This is a genomic window from Azohydromonas australica DSM 1124 (assembly GCF_000430725.1).
GTDB classification, from domain to species: domain Bacteria; phylum Pseudomonadota; class Gammaproteobacteria; order Burkholderiales; family Burkholderiaceae_C; genus Azohydromonas; species Azohydromonas australica.
The window spans coordinates 1-23,762 of record NZ_AUMO01000079.1 but is presented as its reverse complement, the minus strand read 5'-3'; the positions used below and the strand labels follow the sequence as shown (position 1 = coordinate 23,762).

21 protein-coding genes and 2 pseudogenes are annotated in these 23,762 nt (G+C 60.1%); 5 read left to right on the top strand and 18 right to left on the bottom strand.

Translation table 11 applies throughout. The annotated features are described in order from the left end of the window. Nucleotides 1-247 precede the first annotated feature (247 nt). The gene (locus tag H537_RS52755; RefSeq protein ID WP_156901675.1) at nucleotides 248-499 is read right to left on the bottom strand and encodes a hypothetical protein; all 252 of its coding nucleotides are present in this window, start codon (nucleotides 497-499) and stop codon (nucleotides 248-250) included. A gap of 384 nt (nucleotides 500-883) precedes the next feature. Here H537_RS52755 and H537_RS42830 point away from each other — a divergent pair, with 384 nt between their 5' ends. Both H537_RS42830 and H537_RS0113425 read left to right on the top strand, forming a co-directional pair. Next, nucleotides 884-1,780: an EamA family transporter gene (locus H537_RS42830; RefSeq protein ID WP_156901674.1), complete on the top strand. Its 897-nt coding sequence runs from the start codon at nucleotides 884-886 to the stop codon at nucleotides 1,778-1,780. A 398-nt stretch (nucleotides 1,781-2,178) separates the two neighbouring features. Beyond that, entirely contained in the window at nucleotides 2,179-2,655 is a 477-nt protein-coding gene (locus H537_RS0113425; RefSeq protein WP_028998336.1) for a bacteriohemerythrin, read from the top strand. Between the two features lie 666 nt (nucleotides 2,656-3,321). Here the strand turns inward: H537_RS0113425 and H537_RS0113420 are convergent. The 11 genes from H537_RS0113420 to H537_RS49165 form a co-directional block, all read right to left on the bottom strand. Continuing rightward, a complete protein-coding gene (locus H537_RS0113420; RefSeq protein WP_028998335.1) occupies nucleotides 3,322-4,539 on the bottom strand; it encodes a urate hydroxylase PuuD in 1,218 nt (405 codons plus the stop codon). A gap of 317 nt (nucleotides 4,540-4,856) precedes the next feature. Then, complete coding sequence (fghA, locus tag H537_RS0113415; RefSeq protein ID WP_028998334.1) at nucleotides 4,857-5,711, bottom strand: S-formylglutathione hydrolase; 855 nt, start codon at nucleotides 5,709-5,711, stop codon at nucleotides 4,857-4,859. Beyond that, on the bottom strand, nucleotides 5,711-6,817 hold the full coding sequence (locus H537_RS0113410; protein ID WP_028998333.1) for an S-(hydroxymethyl)glutathione dehydrogenase/class III alcohol dehydrogenase: 1,107 nt from the start codon (nucleotides 6,815-6,817) through the stop codon (nucleotides 5,711-5,713). Before H537_RS0113410 ends, fghA begins: the two co-directional genes overlap by 1 nt. 28 nt (nucleotides 6,818-6,845) lie before the next feature. Next, nucleotides 6,846-7,925, bottom strand: coding sequence for a BMP family ABC transporter substrate-binding protein (locus tag H537_RS0113405; protein WP_084150646.1), 1,080 nt, complete (start codon nucleotides 7,923-7,925; stop codon nucleotides 6,846-6,848). Between the two features lie 126 nt (nucleotides 7,926-8,051). Beyond that, nucleotides 8,052-9,107, bottom strand: coding sequence for a Rieske 2Fe-2S domain-containing protein (locus tag H537_RS0113400; protein WP_028998331.1), 1,056 nt, complete (start codon nucleotides 9,105-9,107; stop codon nucleotides 8,052-8,054). Nucleotides 9,108-9,188: 81 nt separating this feature from the next. Continuing rightward, nucleotides 9,189-10,019: a hypothetical protein gene (locus H537_RS42825; protein WP_064735969.1), complete on the bottom strand. Its 831-nt coding sequence runs from the start codon at nucleotides 10,017-10,019 to the stop codon at nucleotides 9,189-9,191. 113 nt (nucleotides 10,020-10,132) lie between these two features. Continuing rightward, nucleotides 10,133-11,197 (bottom strand): Rieske 2Fe-2S domain-containing protein, encoded by a 1,065-nt coding sequence (locus H537_RS0113390; protein WP_028998330.1) that lies wholly within the window; start codon nucleotides 11,195-11,197, stop codon nucleotides 10,133-10,135. 23 nt (nucleotides 11,198-11,220) lie between these two features. After that, complete coding sequence (locus H537_RS0113385) at nucleotides 11,221-11,874, bottom strand: glutathione S-transferase family protein (RefSeq protein WP_028998329.1); 654 nt, start codon at nucleotides 11,872-11,874, stop codon at nucleotides 11,221-11,223. 13 nt (nucleotides 11,875-11,887) lie between these two features. After that, nucleotides 11,888-12,856, bottom strand: a complete 969-nt coding sequence (locus tag H537_RS0113380) for a PDR/VanB family oxidoreductase (RefSeq protein WP_028998328.1) — start codon at nucleotides 12,854-12,856, stop codon at nucleotides 11,888-11,890. A 13-nt stretch (nucleotides 12,857-12,869) separates the two neighbouring features. Further along, nucleotides 12,870-13,730, bottom strand: coding sequence for an aromatic ring-hydroxylating oxygenase subunit alpha (locus tag H537_RS0113375; RefSeq protein WP_028998327.1), 861 nt, complete (start codon nucleotides 13,728-13,730; stop codon nucleotides 12,870-12,872). Further along, nucleotides 13,727-14,401, bottom strand: a complete 675-nt coding sequence (locus tag H537_RS49165; protein WP_051242554.1) for a Rieske 2Fe-2S domain-containing protein — start codon at nucleotides 14,399-14,401, stop codon at nucleotides 13,727-13,729. The genes H537_RS0113375 and H537_RS49165 overlap by 4 nt, the downstream gene beginning before the upstream one ends. Nucleotides 14,402-14,582: 181 nt before the next feature. Between H537_RS49165 and H537_RS42815 the strand changes: the two genes are divergently transcribed. Next, nucleotides 14,583-15,515 carry a LysR family transcriptional regulator gene (locus H537_RS42815; RefSeq protein WP_238446682.1) on the top strand — a complete coding sequence of 311 codons (933 nt, stop codon included), beginning with the start codon at nucleotides 14,583-14,585 and terminating at the stop codon, nucleotides 15,513-15,515. A 34-nt stretch (nucleotides 15,516-15,549) separates the two neighbouring features. On the opposite strand, the gene H537_RS49160 is transcribed toward H537_RS42815, so the two are convergent. Both H537_RS49160 and H537_RS55555 read right to left on the bottom strand, forming a co-directional pair. Beyond that, nucleotides 15,550-15,846 (bottom strand): hypothetical protein, encoded by a 297-nt coding sequence (locus H537_RS49160; protein WP_238446686.1) that lies wholly within the window; start codon nucleotides 15,844-15,846, stop codon nucleotides 15,550-15,552. Beyond that, nucleotides 15,812-16,685: pseudogene (locus H537_RS55555) on the bottom strand (IS630 family transposase); the annotation flags it as partial. The pseudogene H537_RS55555 and the gene H537_RS49160, both read right to left, overlap by 35 nt. Nucleotides 16,686-18,216: 1,531 nt before the next feature. Here H537_RS55555 and H537_RS52750 point away from each other — a divergent pair. Beyond that, nucleotides 18,217-18,414, top strand: coding sequence for a hypothetical protein (locus tag H537_RS52750; RefSeq protein ID WP_156901673.1), 198 nt, complete (start codon nucleotides 18,217-18,219; stop codon nucleotides 18,412-18,414). A gap of 342 nt (nucleotides 18,415-18,756) precedes the next feature. After that, the gene (locus H537_RS49155; protein WP_051242553.1) at nucleotides 18,757-19,710 is read left to right on the top strand and encodes a LysR family transcriptional regulator; all 954 of its coding nucleotides are present in this window, start codon (nucleotides 18,757-18,759) and stop codon (nucleotides 19,708-19,710) included. A gap of 93 nt (nucleotides 19,711-19,803) precedes the next feature. Here H537_RS49155 and H537_RS0113360 read toward each other — a convergent pair whose 3' ends face one another. The 4 genes and pseudogenes from H537_RS0113360 to H537_RS55550 all read right to left on the bottom strand — a co-directional run. Beyond that, nucleotides 19,804-20,724 (bottom strand): ABC transporter permease, encoded by a 921-nt coding sequence (locus tag H537_RS0113360; RefSeq protein ID WP_028998326.1) that lies wholly within the window; start codon nucleotides 20,722-20,724, stop codon nucleotides 19,804-19,806. Then, entirely contained in the window at nucleotides 20,724-21,803 is a 1,080-nt protein-coding gene (locus H537_RS0113355) for an ABC transporter permease (protein WP_028998325.1), read from the bottom strand. Before H537_RS0113355 ends, H537_RS0113360 begins: the two co-directional genes overlap by 1 nt. Beyond that, nucleotides 21,790-23,373 (bottom strand): ABC transporter ATP-binding protein, encoded by a 1,584-nt coding sequence (locus H537_RS42805; protein WP_043458758.1) that lies wholly within the window; start codon nucleotides 23,371-23,373, stop codon nucleotides 21,790-21,792. The genes H537_RS0113355 and H537_RS42805 overlap by 14 nt, the downstream gene beginning before the upstream one ends. A gap of 294 nt (nucleotides 23,374-23,667) precedes the next feature. Then, nucleotides 23,668-23,762 (bottom strand): annotated as a pseudogene (locus tag H537_RS55550) (zinc-binding dehydrogenase); the annotation flags it as partial.

Below are 23,762 nucleotides of genomic sequence, written 5' to 3'. Positions count from 1 at the left end.
CCGGAGGCGCTACGATGATCCGGTACTGACGCACACCCTTGATTTGACGTCCACGTCGCTGAGCGGGCGCAACGCCAAGCCGCTCCGGGTTTTGCGGTGCCGCTCAGCGCGAAGACCAAGTGCAAGCCCACCAAGCAGATATTCGGAGAACGCGACATCGCCCTTCCCTGCTCGCGCGCATTAATTCCCCCAACGACGAGCCGGACATCGAGGACAACGAAATCACGGCCCTTATAACGTTCATGTTCTACTGCTGGAGCACACCAATCTGCCGTAAATTGATATCATCATGATGAGCTCTAAACGCAATGCCGACTGATGCATACGCGTATGCTTGCTGTGCCGGATTTAAATCTGGACACACCACTGGCAACCGTTTCTCGTTCCATGGCATGTGCTTGACTTCCTCGTATTCAAGTCGAATTTTTCTACTCGTCAACAAATTCAAGTTTAACAACAGTTCGGCAGCAATATCGTCGCAAACACGGTCATTCTTCATCGCCCACAGCCGAAATCGGCGCTCAATCAAACTTCAGCAGTCGAGTATTGTGGATGCGCTTGCAATCACGACAGGCTGTGCGCCGTATTCGCCCCGATTAACTCTGATCAAGCTCAAGGTCGCTGTCCGTGCGTGCTTCAGCTTCGTGAGTGCTTAACGCGCAGATGACACCCTCGTGGGCTGCGATCATGGGGCTGGGTGAACCTGACAGACAACGGGGCCAGGTCTTTGTTCAAGCCTTGATTCGATGTGAGATGTTAACCGGCAAAAAGGCACTGAGCCAACTTACGCCTGCAGTCTCAAAGACGATCGCGTCAAGGCCAGACGGCCTAAAAACATGTCAGATCGACGTCGAATATTTAATTGCCTATGCAACCATATCGCATGCGTGACCAAGACATCGCGGCTGCCGGCCTAATTGTTGTGATCTGGGGAACAAGCTTTGTGGTGATGAAGCTTGTTTTGCAGAACTTCACTCCTTTTCAGTTGGGTGCAGCGCGTTATCTGTTTGGCATGATCCCCTTAATTCTTGTTGTTCGTCCGCCTCGGCTTCACTGGAAGTGGGTGGTCCTTTTCGGACTATTTCAGGGACTGTTCCAGTTTGGATGCGTGTTCTTTTCACTACGCTTCGGCATGACGGCCGCGCTAACATCAGTGCTATTGCAGAGTCAAGTATTTTTTACTGCGCTTTTCAGCGCGGTCTTTTTAAATGAACGGCCTAGCAGGCGCCTTTGGAGCGGCATGGTGTTCGCCGCACTTGCGCTAGGGTGCTTTGTCTTCAACTATGCGGTGCCTCAGGCGGACTTGGCCGCGACAGGCACTGTGATAGGCTTTTCTCTGTGCTTGGGAGCTGCCGCCATGTGGGCAATATCCAATATCATCGTTAAAATGGCACAAAAGGAGTCTCCGGATTTCGATTCTCTGTCATTTATTGTATGGTGCAGCACAGTACCTATCGTGCCGTTCGTATTGTTGAGCTTGTTGCTAGACCCCCCCGCGATGCGCTGGCGATGGCTTGAAGCACCTTGGCAGGCATGGGCTGCCGCGGCGTATCTTGGATGGTCGGGGATGGTGGTTGGGAACAACTTGTGGACAGCGCTGGTCAAGCGATACGGAGCCAACAGAATTGCGCCATTCAGTTTGGGAATCCCGGTCGTTGGTTTGATGTCAGGAATGCTGTTGCTGGATGAGGGAGTCACCTACTGGCAATGGGCCGGCATAGGCATGATCGTGATCGCGCTGCTTTGCGTGCTATGGCCCACGCAGCACGCACGATCCTGAGTAACGTATTTCCCTGCGGCCATCGCCTACGTTTCGTTTACATCACGCCGACTGTAATCACCCCCCTCCGCAACACTCACAACAACGGCGCGCTGCAGGCAGCATCTGCTCCAAGGGTACCGTTTGCTTCGCCACGCACGGGCCCGTGTTGGCTCTTCTGAGCCCAGCCAATCGCTTGTGGCCTTTCTACACGCAGGTGCCCGCGCAGCTTCCGTTCGCTGGAGAGCCGAATCAATGGTGATTGAAAACTGCATCGTTTTCGCTCAACTAGCGCCTGCTCAGACTTCACCCGCCCCCGATCAGCCCCGCATGAATACTCAGGTGAGACAGGGCTTTTTCGGTTGTGGAGGCCACCGCTAGCGGATAATTGCCTTCTGTCTTTTGATTTTTCACGCACCATGTCCCACCTTCATGCCCGCGACGGCGAAGCGCCGCGCCGTCACAGTGACAATAGTTTGGTTTGGTCTGATGCACGCCTGCTCGGCTTCAAGCCAATGGATGACACGCATGAGGAGTTCTATGCTGTCGCGTTTCGGCTGCTGACTTGCGATGAGGCGCACGCGCTGGAAGCGCTCGAGGCGTTCGAAGCTCACGCGGTATCGCACTTTGAACAGGAGGAGACGTGGATGCTGAGCACCGATTTTCCGCCGCGTGACTGTCACATTGAGGAACACGCTGCGGTGCTTAAGTCGGTGCGTGAAGTCCGTGCCGGCTACGCTGAAGGCCGGATCAAGCTGGACGTGGTGCAGGACCTTGCGATGGAGCTGTTCAACTGGTTTCCGGGCCATGCCGACTACCTCGATTCAGCGTTAGCGGCCTGGATAACCAAGCGCACCTTGGGAGGCAAGCCGGTAGTGCTGCGCCGATCTGTCTGATTCCAAGTTCAAGTTGAACGTGAAAGATCACCGTTCGCTCCGAGCGCTCCAACAGGCAAGCCCGAACGGTTTTCTTTCACTTCCAACGAAGAACTGGAATGACGCGATGGCGGTGCCCACCAGGGTTGTGGCTGAGTTCCATGGGAATACCGCCTATGGCATATCAATCCGATGCACGCTGCAAATGTGTGAGCATCGCCGCCGTTCATAGCGAGCTGTGTCAACTTGGAAGCGTGCGTTGTTGGGTGACCGTACTGTTTGCTGGCAATAATCTCTCAAGGTTTCAGATGCCAGCTCGATAACCCAGCGTGTTACCCCGTCGGATGTGGCCACAGGCATGAGCTGGCGTTTTGGAGAGCACGGTTTATATCTATCAGACCGGCGATGTCCAGGACGGGTCTGGCCACCTGCGCTTGCCAACAGACAGGCCACTGTCTTTTATGCATGATCTGCCGCGTTGATATGCTTGATAGTGAATCTCACATCTGCGTTCCAGAGAAGGGCTAGCCCTGGACAGGGTTCTGTCAACGTTGATGTAGCGGTACAGCACTGCGTGGTCAGGTATCTTGGGCTACACACTTGGTACTGAATGCCGCAGTTGATCTTCGTGAACGCAGATGGACCGCTTGCAAGCGCAGGAGAGCTGATTCGCCATTCCCCTGGACTTCATTGACTCGGGGCGCCGGCCTGGAACCACTGTCCGAGGAGTGCGCGTTCGCCATCCGTCATCTTGGTGGCGTTGTTCATCGGCATGGCACGATTGATCACGGCTTGCTGATAGATCGATGACGCGTGCTGCTTGATCGCTTCAGGAGAGTCGAGCCGGATATTCTTCATCTGCAGTTGAGCACCATGGCATTGGCCGCAGCGCTGATCCAACACTTGGCGTACTGCACTGAAGCTAACCTGCTGCTGCATGCTTGGTGGTGAGGCGGCAGCATGGTTCTCTGCGGTCGCCGCCGACACGACCCAAGTGGCCACCGCGAAAATGGTCAGCGATCCGATCAACGCGTACGGGAGCGGGTTCCGGTTGCGGCCGAGTTGCCAGCCATGCCGCGCGACGAAGAACTGCCGAATGGCCGCCCCGCCGAACATCATCAGCACCAAGACCAACCAGTTTTGCGGATGGTTCCACAGGAAACTGTAATGATTGGACAGCATGGCAAACAGCACCGGGAGCGTGAAGTATGTGTTGTGCACGCTGCGTTGTTTGCCGCGTTTGCCATGAACGGGATCAACAGGCTTCCCTTCCCGAATGGCCGCCACCACCTTCTTCTGCCCTGGAATGATCCAGAAAAACACGTTGGCACTCATAGCCGTTGCCAGCATTGCACCTACGAGCAAGAAGGCGGCACGACCTGCGAACCAGTGGCAGGCAAGCCAAGAGGCGATCACGACGAGGATAGCCACAAGCCCCCCGACCACCGCGTCTCCATGCTTTCGCTCGCCGAACAGTCGACAGATCGTGTTGTAGAGGACCCAGAACACCACCAGAAATGACAGGGCACCCAGGATCGCCCCATTGGGAGACCAATCCATCAACGACTTGTCAATGAGGTACGTTCCCGCATGCCAAAGGTAGGACACGGTGAACAGGGCGAAGCCCGTTAACCAAGTGGAATAGCTTTCCCAGAAGAACCAGTGCAGGCGGGACGGCAACCGGGGAGGAGATACCGCATATTTCACAGGGTGGTAGAAACCACCGCCGTGAACGGCCCACAGTTCACCAGTGACGCCTTCACTCATTAATCGGACATCGGCCGGCCTGGTAAGGCTGGAATCGAGAAAAACAAAATAAAATGAGGAACCGACCCATGCAATTGCGGTGATCACGTGGGACCAGCGCAGCAGCAGGTTGACCCAGTCGAGGGCAAGATTTTCCATGTCAATTGAAACTGAAGCCTACTCACCACCGCGGGCGCTCTGAGCAGTTGAAAGCCGCGTTTCAAAACCGAGGGGCAAACCTTGGTCCGCAACCGCTGCGGCTGGTCTTTAGGATATCGTGTAGCGGCCTAGATGGAAGATTCTTTCGCCGCAGGGAAGAAAGGCAATGGATGCGCCCGGCTCTCGTTTGCAGTCGTCCAACATTTACCAAGACGATGCAGATGACGGCAGAGCCTCTCAGCGAACGCCGGCGCGGCCCTTGAGTGCGCCCTTTGTACTCTCGTACTTGGGCACATCCATTGCACGGCGCTCTCTTTCTAGTCGGCGCGCAATTGCTTCGCGTGGAAGTTCAAATGATCGCCAATGAAGCTTTGGATAAAGAAATAACCGTGGTCATATCCTTCCTGCCAGCGCATCTGGATGGGCTGACCGACAGCCTCGCACGCAGCCACGAGCGCATTCGGGTGCAGTTGCGCCTGCAAGAACTCGTCGTCCGTGCCTTGATCGACCAAGATGCCTGCTGGGTAGGGAACCTTGGCCTGGCGGTGCATCAGTTCGCTGGCGTCGTGCTCACTCCACACCGCTCGGTCGCTGCCAAGATAGCCGCTGAATGCCTTTTCGCCCCAGGCACACTGGGTGGGATTCGCAATGGGAGCGAACGCCGAGAGACTGCGGAAGACACCAGGGTGGCGTAGGGCCAGGACGAGCGCACCGTGCCCACCCATTGAATGACCGCTGATACCGATGCGCTTGCTGTCCACTGGTAACGACGCCGTGGCCACCTGCAGCAGTTCCAGGATCCAGCTCTCCATCCGGTAGTGGCGAGACCAGGGCACTTGCTGCGCATCGACATAGAACCCTGCGCCAATGCCGAAGTCCCAGTGATCGGCTTCTCCCGGCACAGCGGCATTGCGTGGGCTGGTGTCGGGCGCAATGAGCGCCAAGCCCAGCTCTGCGGCAAGGCGCTGGGCCCCGGCCTTGATCATGAACGTGGTCTCGTTGCAGGTGAGACCCGCCAGGAAAAGGACGGCCGGCACGTTGGCGTACTCGGCGGCAGGAGGCAAGTAAACCGAGAAGCGCATCGGCAGGCCGATCGCGCTTGACTCATGCTGGTAGTAGATCTGCCTGCCGCCGAAACACCGGTGCTGGCTCAGGACTTCCGGCTGCTTCATCAGTACTCCACGACGGCGCGGATGGACTCTCCGCGCTTCATGAGGTCGAAGCCCTCGTTGATGCGCTCCAGCGGCAGCTTGTGGGTGATGAGGCTGTCGATGTCGATCTTGCCTTCCATGTACCAGTCCACGATCTTGGGCACGTCGGTGCGGCCGCGCGCGCCGCCGAAGGCCGAGCCTTCCCACTTGCGCCCCGTGACCAACTGGAAGGGCCGCGTGGAGATCTCCGCCCCGGCCTCGGCCACGCCGATGATGATGCTGCGGCCCCAGCCCTTGTGCGTGCACTCCAGCGCCTGGCGCATGACCTTGGTGTTACCGATGCACTCGAAGCTGTAGTCGGCGCCCCCGTCGGTGAGCTGCACGATCGCATCGACGATGTTGTCGTGGTCCTTGGGGTTGACGAAGTGCGTCATGCCGAACTGGCGTGCCATGGCTTCGCGAGCCGGGTTGAGGTCCACGCCGATGATCTTGTTGGCGCCCACCATCCTGGCGCCCTGGATCACGTTCAGGCCGATGCCCCCGAGGCCGAAGACAACGACATTGGCACCGGCTTCGACCTGCGCCGTGAAGAGCACCGCCCCCAGCCCGGTGGTCACGCCGCAGCCGATGTAGCACACCTTGTCGAAAGGCGCGTCCTCGCGGATCTTGGCCAGGGCAATCTCCGGCGCGACGGTGTAGTTGCTGAAGGTGGAGGTGCCCATGTAGTGAAAGATCGGCTGGCCTTCCACGGAGAAGCGGCTGCTGCCGTCAGGCATCAGGCCACGGCCCTGGGTGCTGCGGATCTGCTGGCACAGGTTGGTCTTGCGGGACAGGCAGAACTTGCACTGCCGGCACTCCGGCGTGTAGAGCGGGATGACGTGGTCACCCTTCTTGAGGCTCGTCACCCCAGGCCCGACGTCCACGACAATGCCCGCGCCTTCATGCCCCAGGATGGCGGGGAAAATGCCTTCCGGGTCGGCCCCCGACAGGGTGTAGTAGTCGGTGTGGCAGATACCGGTGGCCTTCACCTCCACCAGCACCTCCCCGAAGCGGGGCCCTTCGAGGTCAACCGTCTGGACCGTCAACGGCGAACCCGCCTTCCAGGCCACTGCTGCTTTGGTTTTCATGCGTGAACGCCGATGGGTTCGACTCGTCCTACTTCGCCGACGATGGGAGGTTGCCCTCCACGCCCTTGACGTAAAAGTCAATGCGCTCCAGGAACTGATCGGTCGCCTCGACGTTGGATGCCACCCTTTCCTTGCCGGCCTGGTCGACGATAGGGCCCTTCCAAATGGCGAAGGTACCCTTGCGCAGACCGTCCTTCACCTCTTCCAGCTTTTGCTTCGCAGATGCCGGCACGTCGTCCGGGACCGAAACGAGGTCTATGGAGTTTTGCTTGACGCCCCAAAGACTCGAAGTGTTTTTCCACGTCCCATTGAGCAGGTCTTCGATCGCTTGGGTGTAGTACGGCGTCCAGTTGATGATTGCGGACCCCAGCATGGCCTTCGGCGCATACGATTTCATGTCCGAGTAGACGCCGAAGCCCCGTTTGCCGCGCGCTTCCGCCGCTTGCGGGACGGCGGACGACGCCGTGTTCTGCATCAGAACATCGGCGCCGGCATTGATGAGCGAGTTGGCCGCCTCAGTCTCTTTGGGCGGATTGAACCATTCGTTGATCCACACCACCTTGGTGGTGATCTTCGGATTGACCGACTGAGCCCCCAGCGTGAAGCTGTTGAGGTTGCGGAATACTTCCGGAATGGGCACTGCACCAACGAAGCCCAACACGTTGGTCTTCGTCATGCTCGCGGCAACCACGCCAGCGAGGTAATAGCCCTCATAGATCCGACTGTTGAACGTGCGCATGTTCGGGGAGGTCTTGTACCCGGACACGTGCTCGAACTTCACGTTCTTGAAATCATTGGACAGTTTGAGCATCGGGCCCATGTAGCCGAAGCTCGTGCCGACCACCATGCTGCTGCCTTGGACAATCACGTCCCGCATCACTCGTTCCGAGTCCGCCCCGTCTGCAACGCCCTCGAGGTAGTTGGTCTTGATCTTGTCGCCGAACTTGGCTTGGACCTCACGGCGCGCCTTCTCATGCGCGAAGTTCCAGCCACCATCGCCGATGGGCGCACTGTAGACAAAGGTGATCTTCAGCGGTTCCGCCGCAACGACTGCCATGTTTGCAGCGACCAGCGAGATAGCGACAAGCGCATGTTTGAGCAAAGACATAAGTGGTTCTCCGGTTCGATGCGAAATAGCAGCCGCCGCTCGGAGGCGGCTGCCGGAGATCAAGACCAGCCGAGCTCTCTTGCTAGAGGCAAATGCGAGAGCCCATCCTCGACTTGATAAACGTCGTTAGTCGTAGGTCCGATCGCTTTCGATGACCCGGGTATGCAGAGCCCTCTTGAAAGCCTCCTTGCCCTCGAGTGCTGCGGTTTCCAGTTCCCGCAGCCACTTTCGGTACTGCGTTGAGACCTTGTCGGTCACGACGGAAACTTCGTCGTCCGGGATGTACTGAGGCGACTCGCCTTCGATGACCGGCTGGTCTTCATCGAACACCAGGTTGTTGAAGGCAATGTGCGGCCAATCGGAGTCGTCATGCTTCTCGCGAGCGAAGAGCAGGAAGTTCTTCGTTTCCGTGTCGGACACGGGACAAGAAACGTTGAACAGCACGCTGGTCGTGCCATCGCTGTACTTTTCGGACGACAGGTTGATGGCGAACGGCATGCTGCACGTGTACGAGAACTTGCCGATGACGGAGATCTTGGCGACGTCCATGCCGCGTGGCGTGTCGTACACGAAGCGGAACTGACCGTTCACCCGATCCATTGGCACCAGCGGAGGCTGAGCCGCGTTCGGATCGAACAGCGTCTTCGGGTGCACGAACGCGAAGTGGGAAAAGTCGGTGAAGTTTTCCCACCGGCGTGCGGCGGAAGTTTTCCACCAGTAGGGCTCGTGGACGATGGTCTTGAACTTGGTGTCACCCGCCACGCTGAAATGCGGGATTTCTGTGCAGTCGAACGAGCAGTCGAGGCGGACCCACAGCAAACCGTACTTCTCCTGGCATGCGAACTTCTCGACCTTCGCTTTGCTGGGAATGGGGCCTTCCGGAAGAGCCGGGATGTGCTTGCAAGCGCCGTCGGCGCCATAACGCCATCCGTGGTAAGGACACTGGATCTCGGCCCCGTGCACGCTGCCATCGGACAGCTTGGCCGAGCGGTGCGGGCAGCGATCGCGCATGGCCACGTATTCGCCATTGAGGTTTGCGACCACCAAGTTCTCGTTGAGCAGCCGCACTGCCATCGGCCCCAGGCCGTCAGCGCTGGATTGCTCCAGTTCTTGGACAGTGGCCACCGGGTGCCAGAAGTGCCTGAGGAAGGTATTGTCCTTGATGAGCGGTTTGACTTGCATGTTGGTCTCCTTTGCAACCACGGGTGAACATCAAATAAACATCACTGCGATGTTTATGTGAAATGCGATCTCAATGCACTTTCAAAAGTGAACTTCGAGTTTGAGCATTGGCGTTGAGGTCTTTGTTCCGGGGATGGTCTTTGCATTGCTGAACTTGTTGCGGATGTACTGGTATCCCACCCCTCCGTACAAAACCTTGTCTTTCCCCGCCAGCGACCCCAGGTCCCACAGCAGGGAGGTTTCAATCCAAGTTTCCGGATGTGTGTCATTACCGAAACCGTCGCGCCCCGTGGGACCGGTGTACGTAGCCCACCCCTTGAAGACCGCGGGCAGGCCAAGCGGGACGTCGAAACGCCAGACAGTTGCCAAGCGCCAAGCCAGGTCGTACTTGATGTCGGCGCCCGAAATGGAGTTGTTTCCCCAACTCTGCATGGCCAGCGCGCTAACCGCGAACAGGCCCGGCACGTTGAAGTCGAACCTGGGGCCAGTAAGGAGCTTGAGGACAGCACCGCCAAAGGCATCGTTCTTTGAGCTGAAATCGAAGCCAGCGTCCCATCCGACGTCGCGCACCGGGCCGAAGGCGACCGGCGATTTACGCAGCTTTCCGAAGCTCAGCGTTGTGTTGTAAACTACATAAACCTCTTGTGCGTTTCGCGCACTGTCGTGAGCTTTCTGGTGATCGTCCGACCTCAGCATGTCGACATTGAAGAAATTCGTTCCCAGGCTGTAGCCGCTGACATGCGTGAGGTTGACGATGTCCTTTCGCACCTTTGTGTCGACACCTGGGTCTCTGAAGCCGCTGCCTCTGCTGTATCCGATGAAGGTGTCACTCCACTCTGCTGAATTGGCAGCAGCCGCCGCTGCGAGAAGCACCGTTGTCACTGCGGCGCGGCAGGTAGTACGAAGGTTCATGTCATCCCTTGACAGTTGGTCGTTGAGTGCGCAAAGCGACGCCCTGCCCTGGCCACCGGCCATGGCTGTTGCAAGCCTTACGAAAGGTGGAGCACCCTGGGGTGCTCAGGGGGCTAGACGGTTGGCAGCGACGCGGAGTCAGTCACCGAGGTGTGCAAGGCCTTGACGAAGGCATCCTTGCCCTGGGCTGCGGCGATGGACAGCTCGCGCAGCCACTTGCGGTACTGGTTGGACACCTTGTCGGTAACCAGCGAGACCTCCTCCATCGAGATCTCCGCGGGCCACTGCGACTCGATGATGGGCTGGTCTTCCTGCAGCACGAGCTTCTGGAAGGCGATGTGCTGGTGGTCGGGGTCGTCGTCCTTCTCGGCGCGCGCGATGATCAGGAAGTTGCGGCAGTGCGTCTCGTCGATGGGGCTGGAGGTCGTCCACAGCGTGAACGTGGTGTCGTCGCGGTACAGCCGGATGACGAGGTTGATCGAGTACGGCATCGCGCAGCGGTAGGTGAACGAGCCGATCGGGCAGTTCTGCGGCAGGTTCTCCAGCATCTCCGGCGGCGGCTCGATGGCAAAGCGCATCTCGCCGTCCACGCGGTCCACGGCCGGGATGGGCGGGCGGTCGTACGCGGGGTCGTACAGCGTGCCCGGGTGCACGAACGCGAAGTGCGAGAGGTCGGTGAAGTTCTCCCAGCGCCGCTCCGAGGCGGTGTTCCAGACGTAGGAAGGCACCACCACGTTGCGCATGCCGGGCTGCTCCCACTCGCTGAAGTAGGGAATCTCGGTGCATTGCCAGGAGCTGTCCAGGCGCACCCATACCAGGTCGTAGCGCACCTCGCACTCGTACGCGGTGGCAACGGCCTTGCGCGGGATGGGCTGCTCGGGACAGGCCGGGATGTGCACGGCGCGGCCGCCGGCGTCGTAGCGCCAGCCGTGGTAGTTGCAGCGCAGCTTGTCGCCGTCGACGCTGCCCTTGGACAGCGCGGCGAAGCGGTGCGCGCAGCGGTCCTGCATCGCGACGATCTTGCCGCCCAGGTTGGCCACCACCAGCTTCTCGCCCAGCAGCGTCACTGCCATGGGGCCGCGGCCGGATGGGTGGGCGGCCTCGAGCTCCTGACGGGTGCACACGGGGTGCCAGAAGTGGCGCAGGAAGCTGCGGTCTTCGATCAGCGGTCTGGTCATCGTTGTCTCCGGAGTTCGTGTTGTCACGCGCTTGCCTCGGCGGTGTGCAGGTGCACGGCCATGATTCCCGCCATGCCGATGAAGTCGGGCTGGCTGCGGAAGGACCACAGCCACTGGCGCAGTGCCGGGAAGGCATCCAGCGAGATGCCGCCCTCATTGGCCAGCGCGGCGTAGGGGAAGCAGGCGATGTCGGCGATGGTGGGTGCCGCCCCCACCAGCCAGGTGTGGCCCAGGGCCTGGCGCTGGGCGAGGTGGTCGTCGAGCACGCGCAGCGCCGCGCGCGCGCCGGCACGGCACGCCTGGATGTCGAACTGCGTGTAGCCCAGCGCGTCGTGCAGCCGTGCGGCCGAGGCGGTGCGGGTGAGCTCGTCGGCCATGGCCAGCCAGATCTGGATCTCGCCGCGCGCGCGCGCGTCCTGCGGGTACCACTGGCCCGAGCTGTCGTAGCGGCTGGCCAGGTACACCAGGATCGCCTGTGCGTCGCGCAGCAGCTGTCCGTCGTCCTCGAGCACGGGCAGCTGGCCCAGCGGGTTCACCTCGTTGAGGAACCACTCGGACTTGTGCTGCCTGCCGGGGTGGAAATCCACCGCCACCTTGTCGCAGGGCACGCGCAGCAGGTGCAGCAGCAGTCTGACCTTGTAGCAGTTGCCGGAGAGTTCGTAGTCGTAAAGCTTCATGGGTAGCGGGCTGCTAGAGGTCCAGGACGAGCACGGGGGAGAGCGAGCGCGAGACGCAGGGCAGGATCTGCGTGTTGCTTTGCCGCTCCGCCTTGCTCAGGTAGGCGTCGCGGTGGTCGGGCGTGCCTTCGAGCACTCGGGTGAGGCAGGTGCCGCACACGCCCTGCTCGCACGAGGTGTCGACCTCGCAGCCGACGTGGGCCAGCGCGCTGACGATGCTCTGGCCCGGCTCGACCTGGCACTGGGTGCCGCGCTTGTGCAGCACCACCGTGAAGGCCTGCTCGGGCTGCGCCGTCAGGCGGGTGTCGGCCTGGAAGCGCTCGAAGTGCACCTGCTGTGCAGGCCACTGCGCGGCGGTGATCTCCTCGACGGTGTCCATGAAGACGCCGGGGCCGCAGCAGTAGGCGTGCGCACCGGCAGCGGGCTGGTCCAGCAGCTCCTGGAGCACCTTGCGCGTCTGCGCGGGGTCCAGCCCGGCGTGGATGTGCACCAGGCCCTGCTGGCGTGCGGCCTCCAGCCGATCCTTGAACGCCACATGCTCGCTCCCGCGCACGAAGTAGTGCAGCTCGTAGCGCCTGCCCTGCGCGCCGAGCGCCTGCATCATCGACAGCATCGGCGTGATGCCGATGCCCCCGGCCAGCAGCAGGTGCGACTGCGCGTCGGCGGCCAGCGGGAAGTGGTTGCGCGTGGCTCCCAGCACGAGGCGGCTGCCCTCGTTCAGCGAATGCAGGTGCAACGAGCCGCCACGCGACGAGGGCTCCTTCTTGATGCCGAAGACATACGCATCGCGCTCGCCCGGAGCGTTGCAAAGCGAGTATTGGCGCACCAGCGGCGGCAGGCCCGGGCGCTCCAGGATGAACTCGACATGGGCGCCGGGCTCGATGTCGCCCAGCGGCGATCCATCCTCGGGCACCAGCTCCAGGCCACAGATGCCTTCAGCGGTCTCCCACTTGCGGCGTACGACGAAAGGTCTGCGTTCCATGTTCGCGACTCACTCAAACGATGGCGCCGTAGGTCACGCCCTTGGCCATGAGCCAGCGGCGGTAGGCCACGGAGGTGGCGTCGCAGCGGGTGGGGATCTCGATGCCGGGCTTGAGCGGCATGCGCTTGGGCCGCTGGTTCTCCAGGATCGGCTTGTCCTGCCCGAAGATCGTGTGCTGGAACGCGATCATGTCGACTTCCGGCGTGGCGTCATCGAAGAACGCCAGCATGCAGTAGGCGATGACGGATTCCTCGCTCACGGGCTGCACGAACAGCCCGATGGCGTCCATGTGGCCGGGATAGGTGAACGCCGTCTTGTACAGGATCGCGCTCATGGGCTGCATGACCCGGTAGCGGTACTGCACTTCCATGCCAGTGGTGGCGGACTTGGAGGTGCGCGGCTGGAAGAAGCGGCACTCGGTGGCCCAGATCTCGTCGGCCACCTCGTCGATGCTGACCTCGTAGGGCGCGACCTCCGTCTGCGGCACCTCGCCCAGGTAGCTGGCGTGCACGTAGGGAAAGTGCCCCATGTCGAGGAAGTTCTCGACCATGCGCAGGCCCGAGACGGCCACGCCAATGCCATCGCAGTCCACCAGGCGCCGCCCCGGCTCGGCGTACTCCGGGAACGAGAACAGCGGCTTGGCCGGACGCGTGCTGGGGCACACCCACAGGTAGCCATAAGCGGCCTGCAACGGCAGCAGCTTGCCCGCGGCCATGGCCACGGGGTTGCCGCCGGCATCGCTCCAGGCCAGCACGTCGGCGCCCAGCAGCTTCGTGCGATAGGGGCTCGCCTGGCTGGCGTCCTTGAGCCGACTCGCCGGCCCGATGGTGAGCCAGGAATCGAGCATGTTGGGATCGGTGGTATGGAAGCTCACGATGCGTTCCCCGCGAGTTGAGGTTGTTCGGCGCGCTCACGCAGCCTGGCCAGCGTCGCCATCACCGCAAGGAGCTGCGGGGCCTGCGGCCTGTGCGTCAGCCACACGTGCGCGAAGGTCAGCGCATCGCTGGCTGCATTGAGGAACACCGTGCAATGTTGCGACGCAAGCTCCCCCGTCCACGTCCGGGGCGCCACCTGCTTGAACCGCAACTCCATGAGCTGCTCCGTGACGCGTGCCTCGGTGGCACACACGCTCAGCGTGCGGCAGAAGTGGCCGGCCTCCTCGAATGCCGGGGCCGCTGCCTCGCCGCCGTCGGCCGCGCGCTTGCGCACCCAGACCATGCCCGCCGCCTCGAGGACCGGGTACGTGGTCACGTTGAGGTTCTTGGGCGCCGGGGTGGAAGGGTGCGCCGGTATCGACGTGCAGCGCCCCCCGTTGGCGGTGAACTCCCAGCCGTGGTAGGCGCATGACAGCCGACCGTCGAGGATGCGGCCCAGCGTCAGCCGCGTGCCGCGGTGCGGGCAGCGGTTCTCCCATGCCTGCGCCGTGCCGTCGGCGGCACGCCACAAGGCGAGCTCCTCGCCATCAACGAACCCGGCCACGATGTTGTCTGCCGCGCGAAGATGGTGCGATGGCGCGACAGGTTGCCAGCTCGACTGCTTTTGCATGGCTATGTCTCCTTATGTCCGCTCATCGCAGACCGCTCTTTAATTCGGCGCCATCGAGTGTGATGGCGCCGGTTGACTTGGCGGTCAGAATATCGACGCCCACATGCGATTGAAAGGCCACCGGCTAGACGGAGCGTTTCATTCTTGGAACGGGTTTCGTGCTCAAACTGAGCACATGGACATGAAGCTTGTCGAGGCCTTTGCGCTGATCGTGCGAATGGGAAGCCTTACGAAGGCTGAGGCTCATTCAGGGACATCAAAGGCAACTCTGAGCCGCCACCTACAGCAGTTGGAAGCGCAACTTGGAGTCCAACTTCTCGTGCGCACGTCACGTAAAGTAGTACCCACAGAAGCCGGTCTGGCTTTTCATGCACATTGCGATGCCTTGCTCTCAGCTGTCAATGCCAGGCTGCAGGCGGCAAGCAAGGAAGTTCTTGAAATGAACAGCGGTAGCCGTGGGCAACTGTGCGTCCTTGCTGATAACCAGTTCACGACGACATTTGTCTCTCACGTGATGCGGGTATTCCTGGATAGGTATCCGAACGTCGAATGTGAGCTTCACGTCGGAGGCCGTGAGGATTCGCCAGATGTGGAGGAAGTCGACTGCTATGTCTGCGCGGAGGCACCTGACCGGCCCAATCTTGTCGGCAAGTTGGTCGGACGGCTAAGCTACGGGCTCTACGCGAGCCCTCAATACATTTGCAAGGAGGGAACACCAAACGTCCCCAAAGATCTTGCAGATCATGCCTCCATCAAGCTACGGGACACCCAACTGGCGTCGCACATTCTGTATTCGGATCGATCCTCGCACCCATACAGCACACGCTCCAGCATTCATACGAATGACTATTGGGTCATGAAAACGCTCTGCCTCGACGGCATGGGCATTGCCATGCTTCCAGACTTCTTTGTTCGCCCTGAAGTCAGGGTAGGCAGCTTGGTTCCTGTGCTTCCGCAATGGAAGCCGGATAGGCGCAGAGTGTTTTGTGCATACCAGCGACAGAAATTCATGAGCACCAAAATTCGTGCGTTCATTGATCTGGTTGCAAAAAGCATCGAAGACATCGATACATTCAACAACTACGTTTCTTCGTCATCGATTCAGCGACCATAGTTTCTTCATCTACTACAACATCCCCGAAAGGGCATTACGCAAAGGTTTCAGGTGTGGCGCAAGCAGGGTGGTAACGATTTCGACAGTTGACCTCATATCGGCTGCTGGAGCCGACAATGGCTCCCAGCAACCGGCGTGACTGTGAAGCGCCGCCGTGTACTTGGGGGGCAGCCTCGGTCAAGCGCGCCACGGTTTCGACGGTGTTGTCACCGTGCATCCGGATCAGCAGATGCTTGCCGTAGGGACGCACGTGAGCGGCAGTGTGGCCGTTGAGATCGGCAAGGTGGCGCTGCAGCTCAGCGGCGGCGCCTTGGAGCGGGGGTACGGACATAGCGGGAGAATTTGCTGGATTCGCCAGTCTTCAGTTCGAGCCGGCAAATGTCCATTCGAACGGTTTCGGTGAGACGTTGCCCCGTGCAATGAAGGTCTCGGTGCATTGGCGCAAATGATCGGTGGCGTGACTGAGATGGCACAGCACGCGGCACACGTAGCTGCCAAACAGCGACTCGATCTGGTTGACCCAACTGGCATGCAGCGGCCTGAAGTGAAAGACGAATCGTCCGCCTTACCGGGCGTTGAAGTCGGCCCATACTGCCTTCGCGCGGTGCGTGCTCAGGTTGTCCCAGACGACATGAACGGTGCCCGACGGATGCGTACGCGCGCGCCACCTCTTCCGTGAACGCGACCAAGTCGGCCTGTGTTCGTCGATCGCTGCAGCGACCGAGCAGCCGGCCAGAGCTCGGCGACCGAAGCCTGCTTGCGGTGGCGAACATACTTGAACTCCCGGCGGCGTACACGATCGGGCTGTAGCGCGCGGTCGGCACGCTTGCGCTTGATGGCCTGGATGCCGGTTTTCTCGTCAAAGCTCCGCACCACCGAGTCCTTGGGCGCTTGGCAGTAGAGTTCACAGATGGAATGACCTTGTCGCGAAACTTCGGGTCAGGACTGTGCAGCCCCTGCTGCACCCGGTGTAGTCGGATATCGCCGGCATACAAGCTGCGCTGCAGGTAACTGCGGCTGATGTGCTTCACCACACCTTGCTGCACCGCACGCCCGCACAATTCGTCCAGCGTCGGTGTCCTGCGGCGTCCCTGCAGCCAGTTCGCACGCCAGGGCCAGGGGCAGCTGCTGCCGCGACGCCTCAAAGATTCGTCGTGGTCGCCAGGACCGCGGGACCTCACAGAAGCGGGCCCAGTTAAGCGGCTCTCCGCGTACAGATCTCCCATCAAAGCTGTCTGCATGACGCGGCCAAACCCGCTCGCCGTTGTAGGCAGTAGGTGTAGGCGGCGGTCAGAAAGCGCGCAATTCCGGTGGTGACGGGCGCGCTTTTCAGGTGGCGAGTTTGAAGGAGCCCGCCACCGTTGCCGCCGTGCAGGACTTGTACCCAATGTATGCATAGTTGGTGAGTGACCGCCATTTCCGAGACGCCCTACAACGACTTGGACGACACTGATTGAGGACGAAGCCATACATCGGACCGCATAGTCCGCCTACAAGCGCGACGCGCTCGTGGGCGGCTTGCAAAACCAACGGCACATTGCACATCCGGCCAGGGTATGGCTTCGACTTGCCCGGAGGCTGAACGGCACGGCAACATCGCCACAGAAGGGCCAGGAGGCTCGCTCCCAGACCAACTATGTATGCCGGTCTCGGGGGGATAACTGCAGGGCGGCAACGGTGGCGGAACGGGACGCTCGACCTGTGGTCCGTGCAGTTACTTGGGCGTTAACAGCGCGCGCTACCTGAGGCCCGTTGTGCCCGCGTGATTACCAGCCCGTGCTGCCATGCCGCCCGCGAACGGATCTGCCCGTCTTTTCCTGCAGTGCCCAGTGCCGCGCGCAGGTCCTGGTGTGCAGGCAGTGCGACCGCTGCACGGCAGTATTGCGGTCATGAGTGCTCCGGCCAGACTGGACGCGAGCGCGGCTGTGAGGCGGCCCAGCGCTATCAGCGCAGCGTGCGCGGACGCCAGCTCCATGCCGAGCGCTCGCGGCGTTGGCGCGCGCGTCAGGGCGCGGTGTTGCCCTTCATCGGAGCTGGCCAGAGCGAGGCCACCGGCACCGTGACGCACCAAAGTTGCTCGGCGGGCCAGCTCGACGGACCAGCGTCCACTGCCACGGTCGTGGCTCCTGAAGCGCCACCAAGGCGCCTGCAATGGCATTGCAGCTGCTGTCGGCGGCCGCTCACGCCCTACGTACGCCGTAGCTTCCTTCGCCGCGCATGGGGCCGGGACGGCATTCCGTGATCCAAGCTGGCGGACGGTGGCAGCTACAGCTCTCCGACAGTGCGCCAGCGCGCAGCGTCATGCGCCAGCATGCCTCCACGGCCGCAGAAAACCGCGTCGTCACCGCCAAGAACCGCGTTTGTAAACCGCCGCTAACATCCGGTGCTGGGTGGTCACGCCAGCGAACGTGGATGACGGAAAGACTCTTCCCAAGGTCTTGGACCAGGGTAATACCGCTGCACGGCTATGGCGCGGCGATCAGGATGAGAGACCTCATCCAGATTGACGCGCGGCAGCACGGCTGTACGCCGACAGTGGCTACGACCAGCAGCCCAACCCGCAGATACTAGCCAAGCATGGTTGGACGGATGGCATTGCGCGTGCAAGGCCAGCCCGGGGCGGGAGCTTAGCAAGGCCCGCGGGAAGGTTACTTCAGCGCTCCCGTGACGTGACGAGCACGTCTTCGCGCAGTTTCACCACGTGGGCGGCAAACTCGTGCGCACGGTCACGATGGTACGCAACGAGGTGACCAACGCGCTCAAGTACGCGGCTGACAACGTCAAGCGTCAGGTGCGGCTGCAAGCCAATCGGTGGCGGGCCGACGGCAAAGGAACGTCTGCATGTGGCTTCCCCGTCCTACTGTCGGCATGGCAGACGGTGGGCCGCCGACAGGCCTGAAAGAATGGAGGCGGGCACCGTCAGGCCTCATGCCAGCGTCAGAACCGGCTTGCAGAAGCTGCTTTTAAAGCAGCAGTCAATACTGTGGTTCGACTAAAAGACCCGCGCTCTGGCGCAAATACTGGATCGTAGAAAAGCACCGTGCGCTACCGCGCCGCAGGCAAACAATTTGCCGGCGTCCTCATAAGCATGATTTGAATGTTTCGAGCGAAGGCCAAAAGATGGATGGAAACGCCTAAATTTTCGATCAATCTTCAATTCTCCATCATGGTTTACCCCAAAATAAGGATTTTGCTATGGACGAAGCGTTTCAAGTGTGAAACAATGGATTAGAGGTAGTTCATGCACATTGACATAAAACTCGTAGAAGCGTTCGCAGTGATAGTGCGATCGGGCAGCCTATCGAAGGCCGAATCTCAATTCGATATATCCAAGGCGACCCTAAGCCGCCAACTTCAACGGCTCGAAGAGCAGCTTGGCGTTCAGCTACTCGTACGGTCATCGCGCAGAGTGATTCCGACTGAAGCGGGGCGAGCTTTTTATAGCCACTGCGAAGCCTTGCTTACCGAGATCACGGCCCGAATAGAGGCCGCAAGCACTGAACTTCAGGAGATGAACACAGGTGGCAGAGGACGGTTATGCATTCTTTCGGACAACCAGTTCACCACCACTTTTGTTTCTCACGTCACACGAATTTTTTTAGAGCTGTTCCCGAATATCGAATGCGAGCTTCACGTGGGCGGACGTGCGGATTCACCCAGCGTGGAAGAAGCGGACTGTTATGTATGTGCAGAAGCCCCAGACTTACCAAATGTGGTGGGAAAGTTGGTGGGCAGGCTGGGCTATGGTCTTTATGCAAGTCCAGCCTACGTACAGCGACATGGTATGCCGGCCTCGCCGACGGACTTGGCGGAACATGCGTCAATCAGGATACGCGAGAATCCGGCACCTGGGACCACGGTTCTCCATTGCGGCGATGAGTCTCATGCTTACTCGGCCCGTCCTGCCCTTCACACTAACGACTACTGGGTGATGAAGACGTTTTGTATCGATGGTCTTGGAATCGCGCTCTTGCCCGATTTTTTTGCGCATCCTGAGGTCAAGCACGGCTCTCTTGTGCCTGTCTTGCCAGGGTGGAAACCTGAACGGCGTCGGGTCTATTGCGCCTACCAGCGGCAACGCTACATGGGGAAGAAGCTTCGCACCTACATCGACCTCATCAGCAAGAGCATCACGGAAATCGACTCCTTCAATACTTACGTTGCGTCTTCAACTGCCGTCCTTCGAAAGCCGTGACCATCGTGACACGGCCAGCGGCTGCCTTGCAAGAAAAGCGCGATGCGCTGTCCAGCGCATCGGCTTCCTGCAAAGCTTAATTTCCAGGGCTTTTCACGCCCCAGGGTGAAACGGCTTGCCCAGAGAAGCGGGCATGTTGATGCGAATCCAAGCAGGGTTGCGCGAGATCATGGCCAAGACGACGATCGTGGCGACGTAAGGAAGCATGTTCAAGAATTCACTTGGAACTTGAACACCGGCGCCCTGCAAATGGAATTGCAGCATCGTGACGCCTCCGAACAAATAGGCGCCCATCAGAATGCGAATCGGACGCCAAGTTCCAAACGTAGTCAGAGCCAAAGCAATCCAGCCTTTACCCGCCACCATGCCCTCGACCCAGAGCGGCGTGTAAATGACAGCGATATAGGCACCTGCCAAACCGCACAGGGCACCCCCAGCCACTACTGCTGCCATGCGAATCCTTCGGACGTTGTAGCCAAGTGCATGAGCAGATTCAGGCGACTCTCCGACCGACCGCAAGACCATGCCTGATCTGGACCGGTAGAGGAACCACATCAAAAAGATCACAAGGCCGATGGCGAAGTAGACCATCGGATGCTGACGGAACAAGGCGCTTCCAATGAATGGAATGTCGCTAAGCACGGGAAACGCAAAGTGGCCCCGTTCAGGCAGCTTCGCCTGCGTATAGCTGATGCCAGCGAACGCTGAGAAACCTGCACCAAACAGCGAAAGGGCAAGGCCCGTAGCATACTGGTTCGTATTGAGCCAGATCACCAACACACCCAAGATGGCGGCGGTCAGTGCCCCTACCCCAATACCGGCCAGAAAGCCCAGCCAATCGTTTCCAGTGTGGACAACTGCGGCAAATCCAGCAATTGCGGAGCACAGCATCATGCCCTCCGCTCCGAGATTTACAACGCCAGCTTTCTCATTGATGAGCAAGCCAAGCGCCGCGATGGCTAGGACCGTACCGGCATTGAGCGAGGCGGCGAAAAGCAGTGCGTACTGTTCCATCATGCTTCCTTCAGAACAGGAGAACCCGGCATGAACCGGACTCGATAGACGATCAACGTGTCACAGGCAAGAAGACTGAACAGCAACAAGCCTTGAAATACGCCGCCCAATGATTTGGGCAGCCCCAAACGAGACTGGGCAAGTTCGCCGCCGATATAGAACATGCCCATCAGGATCGAGGAAAGCACCATGCCTGCCGGATGCAGTCGCCCAACAAAGGCAACGATGATCGCGGCAAAGCCGTAGCCCGCCGGCAAGTGTGGCGTGAGTTGCCCGAGAGGGCCAGCCACTTCCAGTGCTCCCGCAAGGCCTGCTGCACCCCCAGAAATCAACAAGGCAAGCCACAGTGCCTTGCGAGAGGAAAATCCTGCATACCGTGCCGCTGCCGGGGCCATTCCTCCCACCTGCTGTGCAAACCCCAGGCGAGTGCGGAACAAGAATACCCACAAACCAACTGCACTCAGAAGGGTAATCAACAAACCAATATTGAGGCGCGACCCGTCCATGAGCCTCGGAATTTGAGTCGCAGCGGCAAACATCTCTGTCTGCGGGAAGTTGTAGCCCGCTGGGTCCTTCCAGGGGCCAAACACCAAGTAGTTCATGACCATCGTGGCCACATAGACCAGCATCAGCGTAACCAGGATCTCGCTTGCATTGAACTTGTCCCGAAGCAGTGCAGCCAGCGCTGCCCAAACCATGCCTCCCAGCACCCCCGCAAGCAACACGGGAATTACGATCCACCGGCCGGTGTCATTACCGGCCATGAGCGCTACACCGGTGGCGGCAACCGCCCCAATGATGTACTGGCCTTCGGCGCCAATATTCCAAACGTTCGAGCGGTAGCAGACAGCCAGTCCCAGAGCAATCAATAGCAAAGGGGTCGCCTTCACCATGAGTTCACCCAGGCTGTATGCCGAGGACAGCGGTTCCCAGAAAAACACCCGCAGGCCGCTCAAGGGGTCCTTGCCAAGCGCCTTGAACAGCAACATGCCCAGAAGAGCAGTGAAAACCGCCGCAAGAATCGGCGAGCCAAAGCCCCAAAATCGTGATTGTGCGGGCCGAACCTCAAGCTTGAACATAACGTACTCCCTGCTGTGCGTTGCTCACGTCCGGTGCCACCGATGCGTCGACAGTGGCCGCGTGCCCCCCCTGCCCCGTCCACAAACCACTCATCCATTCCCCAATCTGTGTAATGGTTGCTTGCGCGCGATCGATCGATGGGGAGAGTTGCCCCTTGGCGATCACGTGAAGCCTGTCGCAGATTTCGAACAACTCGTCCAGTTCCTCGCTAACCACAAGCACCGCGCAACCCTCGTCGCGCCGCGCCAGGATTTCTCCGCGAATCTGGGCTGCCGCCCCCACGTCCACCCCCCAGGTGGGCTGCGAAATAATGAGCAATTTCGGCTTGGCGTCGATTTCCCGGCCTACGATGAATTTCTGCAGATTGCCACCGGACAGCGACTTGGCTTGAGACGTCGGCCCACCCGCCTTCACGTTGAAACGGGAGATGATGTCGGCCGCCTGGCGGTGCATTGCTTTCACATCGATCCAACCGCCAGTGCGTAGCGCGTCGGTGCGGGTCAACAGGAGGTTCTGTGCCAAACTGAGAGTAGGCACAGCCCCGCGTCCGAGGCGTTCTTCGGGGACGAAGTGCAGGCCGAGGCGGCGTCTTTGCACCGGCCCCAATCGGCCCACGGACTTGCCACTCAAGCGGATCGCATCGGGATCTGACCGGCGGTCTTCGCCCGACAAAGCGTATAGGAACTCTCGCTGCCCATTGCCAGAAACGCCCGCAATGCCAACCACTTCACCCGCTCGGACATCGAGCGCAATGTTGTGCAAGTTGACCCCAAACAGGTCTTCGCGCGGCAGGGACAGTCCTTGAACATTCAACACCACGGCGCCTGGTTGACGGGCATGATGTTCGAGCGCCGGTGGCTCGGAACCGATCATCATCCGAGACAGCGACGCATTGCTCTCCATGCTCGGGTTGCAAGCCCCGGTGACCTTGCCGTTGCGCAATACGGTGCATGCAGTGCAGAGTTCGCGGATCTCGTGCAACTTGTGACTGATATACAGGATGCTGCACCCTTCTGCAGCGAGCTTTCGCAGTACGACGAATAGCCTCTCAACCGCCTGCGGCGTCAACACCGAAGTGGGTTCGTCCAGGATCAGTAGCTTCGGACTCCCAAGCAGCGCCCGAATAATCTCCACCCGCTGCATTTCGCCCACGGACAAGGTGTGCACTGGGCGGGATGGATCAATGTCTAGCCCATATTCCGCGGCCTTGGCCTCAATGCCGCCGGCGACTTCGCTGAGTGTCAGGTGATTGCCAAGGCCCAACCAGACGTTCTCGGCAACGGTCAGAGTGTCAAACAGACTGAAGTGCTGGAAGACCATGCTGATCCCCAGCGCACGTGCCTCCTTCGGATTGGCAATATGTACCGGTGTCCCATCGAACATCACGGTACCTTGGTCGGGCTTGACCGAGCCGTAGATGATTTTCATCAGCGTCGACTTGCCGGCTCCATTCTCACCAAGCACGGCATGAATCTCTCCGGGCTGGACGGTCAGCGATACATCGCTGTTGGCAACAACCGACGGATAGCGCTTTGTAATGTGCGCCAACTGCAATCTAGGAATGCTCATCTGGTGGACTCCTGGTCTCTGATTCCTTGGCTTTGATAGAGGCTGTTGCCCTCCAGCCCACATTCAGCTGCATGGCATGAGCACGACGTACGCCCTGGATGACCAGCACGTATTTAGTAGCTTTTGCAACCATGTGCACCTCGCCGCGCACCGTGTGTTGCCACCGTCGCGTCCTGCAGTGCTTCCCGTACGCTGATTGCCGACATGAAGGGCCGCTTGCCCACCACTTGGCTGCCACCCAAGCATGTATTCCGGGTTGGTGGCAACCTCAGTTCGAGTTTGTTATCAGTCGCGTCAGTACTCCACGACGGCGCGGATGGACTCTCCGCGCTTCATGAGGTCGAAGCCCTCGTTGATGCGCTCCAGCGGCAGCTTGTGGGTGATGAGGC

What these genes read in the sequence shown, in the direction of transcription:
- H537_RS52755 (WP_156901675.1), bottom strand. Translation starts at nt 499, where the DNA reads ATGAAGAATGACCGTGTTTGCGACGATATTGCTGCCGAACTGTTGTTA.
- H537_RS42830 (WP_156901674.1), top strand. Translation starts at nt 884, where the DNA reads ATGCGTGACCAAGACATCGCGGCTGCCGGCCTAATTGTTGTGATCTGG.
- H537_RS0113425 (WP_028998336.1), top strand. Translation starts at nt 2,179, where the DNA reads ATGTCCCACCTTCATGCCCGCGACGGCGAAGCGCCGCGCCGTCACAGT.
- H537_RS0113420 (WP_028998335.1), bottom strand. Translation starts at nt 4,539, where the DNA reads ATGGAAAATCTTGCCCTCGACTGGGTCAACCTGCTGCTGCGCTGGTCC.
- fghA (WP_028998334.1), bottom strand. Translation starts at nt 5,711, where the DNA reads ATGAAGCAGCCGGAAGTCCTGAGCCAGCACCGGTGTTTCGGCGGCAGG.
- H537_RS0113410 (WP_028998333.1), bottom strand. Translation starts at nt 6,817, where the DNA reads ATGAAAACCAAAGCAGCAGTGGCCTGGAAGGCGGGTTCGCCGTTGACG.
- H537_RS0113405 (WP_084150646.1), bottom strand. Translation starts at nt 7,925, where the DNA reads ATGTCTTTGCTCAAACATGCGCTTGTCGCTATCTCGCTGGTCGCTGCA.
- H537_RS0113400 (WP_028998331.1), bottom strand. Translation starts at nt 9,107, where the DNA reads ATGCAAGTCAAACCGCTCATCAAGGACAATACCTTCCTCAGGCACTTC.
- H537_RS42825 (WP_064735969.1), bottom strand. Translation starts at nt 10,019, where the DNA reads ATGAACCTTCGTACTACCTGCCGCGCCGCAGTGACAACGGTGCTTCTC.
- H537_RS0113390 (WP_028998330.1), bottom strand. Translation starts at nt 11,197, where the DNA reads ATGACCAGACCGCTGATCGAAGACCGCAGCTTCCTGCGCCACTTCTGG.
- H537_RS0113385 (WP_028998329.1), bottom strand. Translation starts at nt 11,874, where the DNA reads ATGAAGCTTTACGACTACGAACTCTCCGGCAACTGCTACAAGGTCAGA.
- H537_RS0113380 (WP_028998328.1), bottom strand. Translation starts at nt 12,856, where the DNA reads ATGGAACGCAGACCTTTCGTCGTACGCCGCAAGTGGGAGACCGCTGAA.
- H537_RS49165 (WP_051242554.1), bottom strand. Translation starts at nt 14,401, where the DNA reads ATGCAAAAGCAGTCGAGCTGGCAACCTGTCGCGCCATCGCACCATCTT.
- H537_RS42815 (WP_238446682.1), top strand. Translation starts at nt 14,583, where the DNA reads ATGAAGCTTGTCGAGGCCTTTGCGCTGATCGTGCGAATGGGAAGCCTT.
- H537_RS49160 (WP_238446686.1), bottom strand. Translation starts at nt 15,846, where the DNA reads ATGTCCGTACCCCCGCTCCAAGGCGCCGCCGCTGAGCTGCAGCGCCAC.
- H537_RS49155 (WP_051242553.1), top strand. Translation starts at nt 18,757, where the DNA reads ATGCACATTGACATAAAACTCGTAGAAGCGTTCGCAGTGATAGTGCGA.
- H537_RS0113360 (WP_028998326.1), bottom strand. Translation starts at nt 20,724, where the DNA reads ATGGAACAGTACGCACTGCTTTTCGCCGCCTCGCTCAATGCCGGTACG.
- H537_RS0113355 (WP_028998325.1), bottom strand. Translation starts at nt 21,803, where the DNA reads ATGTTCAAGCTTGAGGTTCGGCCCGCACAATCACGATTTTGGGGCTTT.
- H537_RS42805 (WP_043458758.1), bottom strand. Translation starts at nt 23,373, where the DNA reads ATGAGCATTCCTAGATTGCAGTTGGCGCACATTACAAAGCGCTATCCG.